Source organism: Robinsoniella sp. (assembly GCF_034124845.1).
In genome coordinates, this window is sequence record NZ_JAWYAJ010000297.1 from 19,579 (window position 1) to 31,014 (window position 11,436).

Genomic DNA, 11,436 nt, shown 5'->3' on the forward strand with positions numbered 1-11,436 from the left:
AGTAAGGCACCTGGTTTTCCAGGTGCCTTTGTCATGTCATTTTCGATATGCATAATTTGGCAGACCGTTTTTCATTGGAATAGCCGGATTGCCCTGAATCAGCGGTAATGCATACTCCACAAACTCTGAGCTGATGTCCGTGCCATCGTTGATAATCCACTGGAGGGGTACGGTTTTTTCTTTGTTGCACACTTCATTTACATCTGCAAGTCCACAGGATATGTCGTAAGGTGTTCCGGCAGAGCGGTTAAAAGTAATCATTTTTCCGGTTTCTCCATCCAGAGCGGCTGTCACTGCAAATGATCCGGCTGTAGCGGCTTCTCTTGCATCGGTCAGGGACTGGGTAAAGGTGGAACAACGCTGGTTCACGTTCAGCTCAACGGAGCGGACTTTTACGTTCAGACGATCTTTTACCAGATTCTCCAGGTACTTCCCGCTTCCGGTAAGCATTTTGTGACCAAAAGTATCGGTACCGACTTCACTTGCATATTCGCAGATAAATTTTCCGTCTTTGTCATGGATGCCTTCTGAGACGCATACAACAAGGTTATTCTTTTTCTCCAGTGCTTTTTTAAGCTGTTCCAGGAAGAGAGCCTGATCAAAGGCCACTTCCGGCAGGTAAATGAGCACAGGGTTGTCCTCTTCATATTTACGTGCCAATACTCCGGCGGCAGTCAGCCATCCTGCGTGACGACCCATGATTTCCACAATGGTAACAGACTTTGTATCATATACTGAGGCATCGATACCTATTTCACAGACGGAAGATGCTACGTATTTTGCAGCGCTTCCAAAGCCGGGCGTGTGGTCCGTATGTACCAGGTCATTATCGATAGTCTTGGGAATGCCCAGGATCCGAATAGTACTTTTATGCTTTGCGGCATAACGCGACAATTTGCTTACGGTATCCATAGAGTCATTTCCTCCTATATAGAAGAAATAACCTATCTTCAGTGCCTTGAATTTTTTAAAGAGCTCCGGATAAACGGGATCTTCCAGATCCTCCGGAAGTTTATAACGGCAGGATCCCAGGAATGCACCGGGTGTGATGCGCAGGGACTGCAGGGTCTCTTGACTTACGTCAGTTTCTAAATCCATGTAATGGTCCTTTAAGAATCCTTCAATTCCATTTATCATACCATATACATGATCGATTTTATCCTTGTGTTGTAATCCTTCCTTTATAACTCCAAACAGGCTGCTGTTAATAACAGCTGTCGGTCCTCCGGATTGTCCAACGATTAAATTTTTCATGATAGATACCCCTTTCATTATTTCAGGAGGGCATGTAAACTCCCATATACTGCCATCTCCATATATAGTTATTCTACAACAACCAGGTGCATTTTGTATATAGAAAAAATGAAGTTTCGGCAAAATAGATATTTTAATTTGATTTTAACGCAGGGTATCTCTACACTTACACCTATTTAATTCAAATCTTGCTATACTGAAACCATAGAAAGCAGGAAATGTATTGAAATACAGAGGCAGGTGCAGGATTATGAAAAAGTATTTAGCAGTGCATGAAACATATATTTTGGGAGCAGTTGACCGTCATCCGTTCTTTACAATGATATTTGGACAGATTGCAGTTGCATTATTATTAATGATATCCGTAGGAGGTATTGCTTTGGCAGGCGGCACTTTGATATGGCTGGTATACAGGGCACTGGGAATCATGTAAACAAGAATATTATTTTTATGCCGTTTTAATGTGATTTTAATGTCAGGCACCATATCTGTTATGCCTATTTAATCTTTGGTCTGTTATAATCGGCAATATCATAGGTGAAATTAACTGTAAAACAGGATAATTTAAGTTGGTATTGGGATTAGCTGGAATTGCTAAATGGGAATAGATTTTTGGAACAGATGTGGTATACTGTTACCGAGGAAGGTGTGAGCCATGGCAGAAGAATACCGTAAACCAGAGGTGCTGTTAAAGAAGCTGGAAGAGGAAGCATCCAGGACAAAAGGAAGATTAAAGATATTTTTTGGATATGCGGCAGGCGTAGGGAAAACCTATGCCATGCTTGCGTCTGCCCATGAGGCAAAAAAGACGGGTCTGGATGTCGTTGCAGGATATATAGAGCCCCATGCCAGGCCGGCAACTGCGGCATTGGTGCAGGGTCTGGAAGTATTGCCCCAGAGGGAGATTCACCATCAGAATATTACATTGCATGAATTTGACCTGGACGGTGCACTGGTTCGGAAACCCCAGCTGATTCTGGTGGATGAGCTGGCTCACACAAATGGGTACGGGTGCAGGCATAAGAAAAGATATGAGGATATCCAGGAGTTGCTGAAAGAAGGAATTGATGTCTATACTACAGTCAATGTACAGCATCTGGAAAGCCTGATTGATCTTGTTGCCGGAATTACCGGAATTGTGGTAAAGGAGCGGATACCGGATTTTGTATTTGACCAGGCAAATCAGGTGGAGCTGGTGGATATTGAGCCGGAGGACCTGCTGGATCGGTTAAGAGCCGGTAAGATATATAAAGAAAGCCTTGCAGAGCAGGCATTAAATCATTTTTTTACGTCTGACAATTTGGTATCCCTGCGTGAAATTGCCCTGAGGCGTATGGCAGACCGGGTTAATCTGATGCAGGAAAAATCTTTTCAGACAGGAGAAGCAGGGGCGGCAGAGCACATTTTAATCTGTTTATCCCCGGCACCTTCCAATGAAAAAGTCATTCGTCAGGCAGCCAGAATGGCATCGGCATTCCGGGGGAAATTTACTGCATTTTTTGTAGAGAACTCTGATTTTACCCAGTATACGAAGGAGGATGTAGAGAGACTTCGCACGAATACCATACTTGCCGAACAGCTGGGCGCAAAGACAGTGACCTCTTATGGAGAGGATATTGTGGAACAGATCGCGGAATATGCTAAGGTAGCAAGGGTTACAAAAATAGTTCTGGGAAGAACCAATACGAAAAGGGCGTGGTTCTCCATGAAGGAAAGCTTTTCTGAAAAGCTGAGCAGACTGGCGCCACAGCTGGAGATCTTCGTCATACCGGACGCTTATAAAAAGAAATACCGCAAAAAGAGATTCCGCTCACCGGTTTCGCCTGAGACGCTTGGCATTGATATCCTGATCTCGGCAGGAATATTAACGGTTTCCACTCTTATTGCCTATTTGTTTTCCTTTTGGAATTTCAGCGATGCAAATCTGATTATGGTTTATATTTTGGGAGTTCTGACGATTTCCCTGCTCACCAGGATTAAGCTGTGCAGTCTTTTGTCCAGTGTTTTCAGTGTCATGATATTTAACTTTTGCTTTACGGATCCCAAACAGACACTGTCCGTAAATGATCCTTCTTATATCGTGACTTTCGGTATCATGTTTTTGTCAGCCCTGATTGGAGCTACCCTGACACAAAAGGTAAAGGATCAGGCAAAGCAGGCGGTTAAGAAATCTTACCGGACAGAAATTTTACTGGAAACAAGCCAGAAGCTTCAGAAAGCGGTGGATGCAAAAGAAATATCCTTAAGTACCGCCAGGCAGCTTAGCAAGCTGCTGGAACGCAATGTGGTGTTTTACCTGGGGAATCCCCAGATGGACCCGCAGCCGATTGTCTTTAAATCTAGCCATGGACAAAGGGAGTTTTACTATGATCGGAAGGAAGAAAGAGCAGTAGCCCAGTGGGTTTTTAAGAATAATAAGCATGCCGGATTTTCTACAACGACTCTGCCTGGAGTAAAGTGCCTGTACCTGGCAGTCAGAAGCAGCGAACGGGTATTTGCGGTAGTGGGGATTGATATGGAAGGAAAAGAACTTCAGGCATTTGAAGCCGGTATTATGAGTGCAATATTAAATGAATGTGCCCTGGCGATGGAGAAAGACCAGCTGGTTGCAGAGCGCAAGGAAGCAGCAGTAAAATTACAGCAGGAACAGCTGCGTGCCAATTTGCTGCGTTCCATTTCTCACGATCTTAGGACACCCCTTACCAGTATTTCGGGGAATGCCAGCGTCCTGATTGGAAATGAAGACAAAATCAGTGAAGAACAGAGGAAAAAATTATATATTGATATTTATGACGACTCTATGTGGCTGATAAACCTGGTGGAAAATCTGCTTTCGGTCACCCGCATTGATAATGGAACTATGCGGCTCAATATGCAGGCGGAGCTTCTGGATGAGGCAATTACGGAAGCCCTGAGCCATATCAGCAGAAAAGCAGAGGAGCATTTTATAGAGGTAAAACAGGAGGATGACCTTCAGGTTGCCAGAATGGATATCAAGCTGATTGTGCAGGTGTTTATTAATCTGGTGGACAATGCAATTAAGTATACTCCTCCGGGCTCCCATATCACAATCACGACGAAGAGCCGGGGCGGCAGGGTTCAGGTAGAAATTGCGGACGATGGAAATGGCATTCCGAATGAAGATAAAAAACGCCTGTTTGACATGTTTTATACTGCTAATAATTCCGTTGCGGATGGAAGAAGAGGCATGGGGCTGGGGCTGGCATTGTGTAAATCCATTATTACTGCCCACGGCGGAGACCTTACCATACATGATAACATGCCCAATGGGACTATATTCAGATTTACGCTAAAAGCAGAGGAGGTACACCTAACATGATTAATGGAAAACCACAGATACTGGTAGTCGAAGACGATGCGCCGGTTAGAAATCTGATTACCACAACCCTGGAGACACAGAATTACAAATACCAGACAGCGGTTAACGGTACCCAGGCAATTATGAGCGCCGTGTCAGCTAAACCGGACATTTTCCTGATGGATCTTGGGCTGCCGGATATGGATGGCATTGAAGTAATAAAAAAAATACGTTCATGGTCTGTGGCACCCATCATTGTGATCAGTGCCAGAAACGATGACAGAGATAAGATCAAGGCACTTGACGCCGGAGCGGATGACTATCTCACCAAGCCTTTTAGTGTAGAGGAACTGTTAGCCAGGCTGCGCTCTACGCTTCGGCGGATACAGTACCTGGAATCAAAAGGGAACGTGGAAGAAGCTGTGTTTCGCAATGGAGAACTGGAGATCGATTACTCCTCGGCAACGGTAAAGGTGGGTGACCGGGAGATTCATCTCATGCCAATGGAGTATAACCTGCTCTGTCTGCTGGCTAAAAATGTCGGGAAGGTACTTACCCATCAGTATATTCTGGATAAGGTCTGGACGAATGCTCTGGAAAGTGATCTGTCCTCCCTGCGGGTATACATGGCAACCCTTCGTAAAAAAATTGAACCGGATAAAGAACATGTGAAATATATACAGACCCATATCGGAATCGGATATCGTATGGTAAAGGCGGATAATAAGGAAGCGTAGTGGGAAAGTACGACTCTGTTAGGAGAGGCATGTTAAGTGATGAAAGGTATGTTTCTGTAAAATAGATATGATATGTGATGATAGATATGTTTCTATAATAACAGATATGATAAGGGATGATAGATATGTGTCTATATGAAAGAAGGCAATGAAAGGTCTGCGGTTATAACCACATCTTTTACTGTCTTCTTTCCATATTATAGTATTTGAGATTTATTTTTTAAGGTCAGGGAAGTTATCGTTCCCCGTTTTGTTCCTCGTGTTCTTCCTCTGTTTCCGCTATATGAAGAAAATCAGCATTTGCTTTTTTACGGTGGGGGATGAAACGGCGGGCAAAATTACCTTTGCCACGGTTTTTCACGTAGAAGAATCCAATAATGGAGAATACCACAGCCCCGATGAAGTTTACAAACATATCCTTCATGGTATCCAGCAGACCGATATCCAGATATCCCCCCAGCCCTAAGTCTTTTCCGTTAATGACTACGCTGGTAATATTACCTATGGAGTAGGGCGTATTCCCTCCGCTGGGGTCCAGCATAACCGAGGAGATACTGTTTACAATGGTATCCTTCTGCATGTCAAATCCCAGGAATAAATCCATGCCGCACTCAAAGAATTCCCAGAGCACGCCGATTGTCATGGAGAAACAAAAGGCAATCAGTGCCATAAAAATAGGAGAAAGCTCAAACTTGACTTTTTCACTACGGTTCAAAATATCCACCAGGGAAAAGCCGATCGCGGCAGCAAGGAAGCCGTTCATAGTATGAAGCAGGGTATCCCACATAGGATAACGGATGTAGAAAGACTTGATTTCTCCAAGGATTTCAGCTGCAAAAATGAAGAGGAGTATAATAATCTCCAACGCTGTTGGAAGTTCAATCTTAAACTCCATCTGTACAAAGCTTGGGATTACCAGCAGCAGAAGGGTGAGTACACACAGGAATACATTTTCATAGTTTTGGTTAAAGAGCTGCATGATCATCATGATGATTACCAGTGCCCGCAAAACAAAATAGACAAAAAATGAACTTTTGTGTTCTCTCAGCTCCATGCCCAGAGCTTTCCATATGCATTTCAGTTTTTTCTTCATCAGGGGAAGAATCTCCTTTCAGGGGTGGAATAAAATTTTTTATGTAAATGAATTATAACATAAAAAGAAAAATAAGAAAGTGGAATTATGAGGTATTATAAAAAAAATCATGAATTCTGCCGGCGGGATTGAATTTTCATACATGCTATAGGTAAAATGGGGATTGACAAAGATTTTATAAGGCGGTATTATTATACGCAAAGTCCCTTGATTTTTCAGGGGGTATTGTCTACCGGAATGTATGATTCGGTATCAATTATAAGGAGGAAGGTATAATTATGAAAAAAGTTAGACAGTTTTTGAGCGCAATTGCGATTGCATCTGTGGTAGTTGCATCTCTGGCAGGCTGCGGCGGCGGTGATACGAAGACAACGGAAGCGGGAACTACAGGTACAACAGAAGCAGCAGGAAGTGAAGCAGCAGGCAGTGAGGCAGCGAATGACACGGCAGCGGCAGATACAGGCGATGCGGAGACATTTTTAATTGGAGGAATCGGACCTCTTACCGGAGCGGCAGCATCATATGGAACCAGCGTAAAACAGGGTGCTGAAATTGCAATCAAAGAAGTAAATGATGCCGGCGGAGTAAAAGTTGGCGATAAAACTTATAAATTTGCATTAGAATTTGCAGATGATGAAGCAACAGAAGATAAAGCTACCCAGGCTTACAATTCCTTAATGGATAAGGGAATCAATGCTGTTATGGGCGGTGTTACAAGCGGAGCATGTATGGCAATTGTAGACCAGACTTTTGCGGATGGCATTCTTCAGATTACACCTTCCGGTTCAGCAGACGGCTGTATTGCCAATGACAATGCTTTCCGTATCTGCTTCTCAGATCAGGCACAGGGTGTTGCTATGGCAGACTACGCAGTAGATACACTTGGATTAAAGAAGATTGCAGTAATCTACAATGCAGCAGATGAATACAGTACCGGACTTCAGATAGCGTTTGAAGAAGAAGTAAAAGCAAAAGGTGCAGAAATAGTTGCCAGCGAAGCATTCCAGACAAATGATGTTGAATTTAACACACAGCTTACAAAAATCAAAGGAACTGATGCAGATGCAATCTATGTTCCGGCTTATTATCAGGATGTAACTTATATTACAAAACAGGCAGCAGATATGGGAATTGATGTTCAGTTTATCGGATCTGACGGATGGGACGGTGTCTTAGACACAGTAACAGATAAAGCTACGGTAGAAGGATGTATCTTCTCCAGTCCATTCTGTGCAACCGTTGATGATTCCAGAGTTCAGAATTTTGTAAAAGCTTATCAGGATGCTTATAAAGCAACACCTGACCAGTTTGCAGCAGATGCATACGATACCGTATATACATTCAAAGCAGCAATGGAAAAGGCAGGAAGTATTGAAAGTGCAGACTTAATTGCAGCTATGCCGGAAATCTCTGTTGACGGACTGACTGGCGAAGGCATGACCTTTGAAGCAACCGGTTCTGCTGTAAAGGCAGTTAAGTTCGTGGAAGTAAAAGACGGAGCTTATAAGTATACAGACAAATAATCTTGTAGTGCGCATTTAATGGTGTATTACATGCAGGATTTTTGTATCAGAGGATTCGAATTATTCTGCGGGTGCAGCGGGCTGTATCAATGAATGGTTCAGATTTTCAAGAAAAAAAGAAGACAGTGAAGAAGAGCTGTCTTCTTTTTTTAGCAGATGAATGTTTGCTGTGGGCAGACATTTGTTCGGCAGCAGAAATTCGATGTGATCTGGAGGAAATATCCTTTTACAGGGTAAAAATGCATATTTATTACGACAAATAATGGGTAAATTTCATTTTTTTCTCGATAATTCTTGCAAGCACATCTTAATTATATTACAATAAAAAAAGTTAGTTTATATAACTAATGAATTGAGAAAGGTGGAGAGAAATGGACCTGATTAACAATATTTTAGAACAATTAATTAATGGTTTGAGAACAGGAAGTATCTATGCCTTAATTGCTCTGGGTTATACGATGGTTTATGGTATTGCAAAAATGATCAACTTTGCCCATGGCGATATTATTATGGTAGGAGCGTACTCTCTGTATGTATTCGTGGCACTGCTGCATTTAAACCCGGTGGTAGCGATTTTACTGACGATTTTAGTATGTGCCGTCTTAGGAGTTGTAATTGAAAAAGTGGCTTATAAGCCCTTGCGAAATGCACAGCCTCTGGCTGTACTGATCACCGCAATTGGTGTCAGTTATCTGCTTCAGAATCTGGCATTGCTGATTTTCAAAGCAACACCGATTCCGTTTGGTTCGATTATTAAAGTTCCATCTATTAAGATTGGTTCTCTTAACATTTCCGGTATTACCATTGTAACGCTGGTGGTTACTACGGTTTGTATGATTGCCCTTACAACATTTATCAACAAGACCAAGGCGGGCAGGGCTATGCGTGCGGTATCGGAAGATAAAGGCGCCGCGGAACTGATGGGAATCAGTGTAAATAAGACTATTTCCATGACGTTTGCAATTGGTTCTGCACTTGCAGCCGTTGCCGGTATATTATTTATCGCACAATATGAGACACTTCTTCCAACACTTGGAGCCCTTCCGGGAATCAAGGCATTCGTAGCAGCAGTCCTGGGCGGTATCGGAAGCATCCCCGGGGCAATGCTTGGAGGAATCCTTCTGGGTGTGATTGAAAGTCTTTCCAAAGCGTATATTTCCACACAGCTGGCAGATGCAATCGTGTTCGGCGTTCTGGTCATCGTACTTCTTGTGAAGCCGTCAGGTTTGCTTGGCAAGTTGAAGATTGAGAAAGTGTAGGTGGGATCATGAAAGACAAGAAGAAATTAATAATAAATGCAGTAATTGCTGCAGCAGTTTATGCCATTGTTATGGTATTGGTAAATACAGGCGTATTAAGCCGCCAGATGATGTCTCTGATCATCCCGATCTGCACCTACGTCATGCTGGCTGTATCCCTGTGTCTGGTAGTTGGATTTTTAGGAGAGTTAAGTCTTGGTCATGCAGGATTTATGTCAATTGGGGCATATACCGGAGCCCTTGTTATGATAGGCACAAAGGATCTGCCATCTATAGTAAGCCTTATTCTGGGGCTGCTGGTGGGCGGTATCTGCGCGGCTCTCTTTGGATTACTGATTGGTATTCCGGTTCTCAGACTGAGAGGGGATTACCTGGCAATCGTTACTCTTGGGTTTGGGGAAATTATCAAGTCTATCATTAACTCCATGACAGGAATCACAGGCGGTGCAAAGGGACTTTCCAAGATACCTTTAAACACCACCTATCGTAATTTTACATTTGTATTTATTCTTACCATACTGGTAATTATTGTAGTTGCCCATCTGGTAAATTCCAGACATGGCCGTGCGATCTGTGCAGTTCGTGATAATTATGTGGCTGCCCAGGCAGTTGGTATCCCGGTGAGCAAATTTAAAATAATGGCTTTTGTTGTAGCGGCATTCCTGGCAGGGATGGCTGGCGTAGTTTATGCGGGAAATATCGGTATTCTTAAGCCGGGTAATTTTGATTACAATACATCCATTGAGATTCTGGTTATGGTAGTACTTGGCGGCATGGGAAATATTAAAGGCTCGATTATTGCGGCTGTGATACTGACTGCACTTCCGGAATTACTCCGAGGCGCAGCAGATTACAGAATGCTCATCTATTCCATTGTACTGATCGCCCTTATGCTGTTCAATAACTCTTCCATTAAAAAAATGATGATGGAAAAGAGAAACATGCGGCGTTCTGAAAAAGTCGGGAAGGAGGGGGTATAAGTATGGCACTATTAGAAGTAAAAAGCTTGGGCATCTCCTTTGGAGGCCTGCGTGCGGTAGATAACCTGAATATGAGTATCGAAGAGGGGAGCCTGGTTGGACTGATCGGACCTAACGGAGCCGGCAAGACAACGGCATTTAACCTGCTCACCGGAGTGTATCTTCCTACAGATGGTACGATTACCCTGGACGGAAAAAGCCTGGTAGGGTTAAAACCGGACCAGATCTGTCAGGCCGGCGTTGCAAGGACATTTCAGAATATCCGTTTGTTTGCACAGATGACGGTACTTGACAATGTGAAGGCAGCCCTTCATAATGAAATTAAATATACCCTTGCAGAGAGTATCCTGCATCTGGGATCCTTTGCAAAAAAAGAAAAAGAAATGGATGAGCATGCCATGGACATCCTGAAGGTATTTGAACTGGAACAATACGCAGATGTGCTGGCGTCCAATTTACCCTACGGCAAACAGCGGAAGCTGGAGATCGCCAGAGCGCTGGCTACAAAGCCCAAACTCCTTCTGCTGGATGAGCCGGCAGCCGGCATGAACCCCAATGAGACCGCAGAGTTAATGCATACCATAGAACTGATCCGCAAGAAGTTTCATGTGACGATTCTTCTGATTGAACATGATATGAAGCTGGTTGCCGGTATCTGTGAATATCTGTATGTATTGAATTTCGGTACGGAACTTGCAAATGGAAAACCGGAAGATGTGCTGAATGATTCTAAAGTAATTACAGCATATCTGGGCGAATAGGAGGATTACAATGGCTATGTTAAGTGTTACTGACCTGAAGGTTAATTACGGTGTAATCCAGGCGATTAAGGGGATTTCCTTTGAAGTAAATGAGGGTGAGGTCATTGCTCTGATCGGTGCTAACGGTGCGGGCAAAACCACAATTCTTCATACCATTACAGGGTTGATTCCCTCTAAAGCAGGTAAGATTGAATTTGAAGGCAGGGATATTACGAAGCTGCCGGGACATAAGATTGTAACCCTGGGGATGGCTCATGTGCCGGAAGGCCGTCGTGTGTTTGCAGACCTGAGCGTTTATGAAAACCTGATTCTGGGAGCTTATACGAGAAAAGATAAGGAAGAGATTGCATCTACCCTGAAGATGGTATATAAGAGATTCCCCCGTTTGGAGGAGAGAAAAAATCAGCTGTCCGGAACCCTCAGCGGTGGAGAACAGCAGATGCTTGCAATGGGACGGGCGTTAGGTGATAGGTGTTAATGATATGCAGCGATTGCTATTTGGCTGCTGTC

At 43.5% G+C, this 11,436-nt stretch carries 9 protein-coding genes and 1 pseudogene; 8 read left to right on the forward strand and 2 right to left on the reverse strand.

What is annotated here, in order from left to right; translation table 11 throughout:
* Positions 1 to 36 precede the first annotated feature (36 nt).
* Positions 37 to 1,254 carry a 6-phosphofructokinase gene (locus ACH2DQ_RS14845; protein ID WP_394910968.1) on the reverse strand — a complete coding sequence of 406 codons (1,218 nt, stop codon included), beginning with the start codon at positions 1,252 to 1,254 and terminating at the stop codon, positions 37 to 39.
* Positions 1,255 to 1,504: 250 nt separating this feature from the next.
* Here ACH2DQ_RS14845 and ACH2DQ_RS14850 point away from each other — a divergent pair, with 250 nt between their 5' ends.
* From ACH2DQ_RS14850 to ACH2DQ_RS14860, 3 genes are all read left to right on the forward strand, one after another.
* Positions 1,505 to 1,687 carry a hypothetical protein gene (locus ACH2DQ_RS14850; RefSeq protein ID WP_394910969.1) on the forward strand — a complete coding sequence of 61 codons (183 nt, stop codon included), beginning with the start codon at positions 1,505 to 1,507 and terminating at the stop codon, positions 1,685 to 1,687.
* Between the two features lie 222 nt (positions 1,688 to 1,909).
* The gene (locus tag ACH2DQ_RS14855; RefSeq protein ID WP_394910970.1) at positions 1,910 to 4,594 is read left to right on the forward strand and encodes an ATP-binding protein; all 2,685 of its coding nucleotides are present in this window, start codon (positions 1,910 to 1,912) and stop codon (positions 4,592 to 4,594) included.
* Positions 4,591 to 5,310: a response regulator gene (locus ACH2DQ_RS14860; protein WP_394910971.1), complete on the forward strand. Its 720-nt coding sequence runs from the start codon at positions 4,591 to 4,593 to the stop codon at positions 5,308 to 5,310. Before ACH2DQ_RS14855 ends, ACH2DQ_RS14860 begins: the two co-directional genes overlap by 4 nt.
* A 235-nt stretch (positions 5,311 to 5,545) precedes the next feature.
* Here the strand turns inward: ACH2DQ_RS14860 and ACH2DQ_RS14865 are convergent, their stop codons facing one another.
* Positions 5,546 to 6,403, reverse strand: a complete 858-nt coding sequence (locus ACH2DQ_RS14865) for a hypothetical protein (protein WP_394910972.1) — start codon at positions 6,401 to 6,403, stop codon at positions 5,546 to 5,548.
* 278 nt (positions 6,404 to 6,681) lie between these two features.
* On the opposite strand from ACH2DQ_RS14865, the gene ACH2DQ_RS14870 reads away from it, so the two are divergent.
* The 5 genes and pseudogenes from ACH2DQ_RS14870 to ACH2DQ_RS14890 all read left to right on the forward strand — a co-directional run.
* Positions 6,682 to 7,926, forward strand: a complete 1,245-nt coding sequence (locus ACH2DQ_RS14870; RefSeq protein WP_394910973.1) for an ABC transporter substrate-binding protein — start codon at positions 6,682 to 6,684, stop codon at positions 7,924 to 7,926.
* Positions 7,927 to 8,297: 371 nt separating this feature from the next.
* Positions 8,298 to 9,185 carry a branched-chain amino acid ABC transporter permease gene (locus ACH2DQ_RS14875; RefSeq protein ID WP_394910974.1) on the forward strand — a complete coding sequence of 296 codons (888 nt, stop codon included), beginning with the start codon at positions 8,298 to 8,300 and terminating at the stop codon, positions 9,183 to 9,185.
* A gap of 8 nt (positions 9,186 to 9,193) precedes the next feature.
* Positions 9,194 to 10,165, forward strand: a complete 972-nt coding sequence (locus tag ACH2DQ_RS14880; RefSeq protein WP_394910975.1) for a branched-chain amino acid ABC transporter permease — start codon at positions 9,194 to 9,196, stop codon at positions 10,163 to 10,165.
* Positions 10,166 to 10,167: 2 nt separating this feature from the next.
* Positions 10,168 to 10,926, forward strand: coding sequence for an ABC transporter ATP-binding protein (locus ACH2DQ_RS14885; protein WP_394910976.1), 759 nt, complete (start codon positions 10,168 to 10,170; stop codon positions 10,924 to 10,926).
* Positions 10,927 to 10,936: 10 nt separating this feature from the next.
* Positions 10,937 to 11,389, forward strand: a pseudogene (locus ACH2DQ_RS14890) (ABC transporter ATP-binding protein); the annotation flags it as partial.
* Between the last annotated feature and the right edge of the window lie 47 nt (positions 11,390 to 11,436).

Excerpts from the sequence above, each read along its gene's own strand:
- ACH2DQ_RS14845 (WP_394910968.1), bottom strand. The coding sequence starts at position 1,254 with ATGAAAAATTTAATCGTTGGACAATCCGGAGGACCGACAGCTGTTATT.
- ACH2DQ_RS14850 (WP_394910969.1), top strand. The coding sequence starts at position 1,505 with ATGAAAAAGTATTTAGCAGTGCATGAAACATATATTTTGGGAGCAGTT.
- ACH2DQ_RS14855 (WP_394910970.1), top strand. The coding sequence starts at position 1,910 with ATGGCAGAAGAATACCGTAAACCAGAGGTGCTGTTAAAGAAGCTGGAA.
- ACH2DQ_RS14860 (WP_394910971.1), top strand. The coding sequence starts at position 4,591 with ATGATTAATGGAAAACCACAGATACTGGTAGTCGAAGACGATGCGCCG.
- ACH2DQ_RS14865 (WP_394910972.1), bottom strand. The coding sequence starts at position 6,403 with ATGAAGAAAAAACTGAAATGCATATGGAAAGCTCTGGGCATGGAGCTG.
- ACH2DQ_RS14870 (WP_394910973.1), top strand. The coding sequence starts at position 6,682 with ATGAAAAAAGTTAGACAGTTTTTGAGCGCAATTGCGATTGCATCTGTG.
- ACH2DQ_RS14875 (WP_394910974.1), top strand. The coding sequence starts at position 8,298 with ATGGACCTGATTAACAATATTTTAGAACAATTAATTAATGGTTTGAGA.
- ACH2DQ_RS14880 (WP_394910975.1), top strand. The coding sequence starts at position 9,194 with ATGAAAGACAAGAAGAAATTAATAATAAATGCAGTAATTGCTGCAGCA.
- ACH2DQ_RS14885 (WP_394910976.1), top strand. The coding sequence starts at position 10,168 with ATGGCACTATTAGAAGTAAAAAGCTTGGGCATCTCCTTTGGAGGCCTG.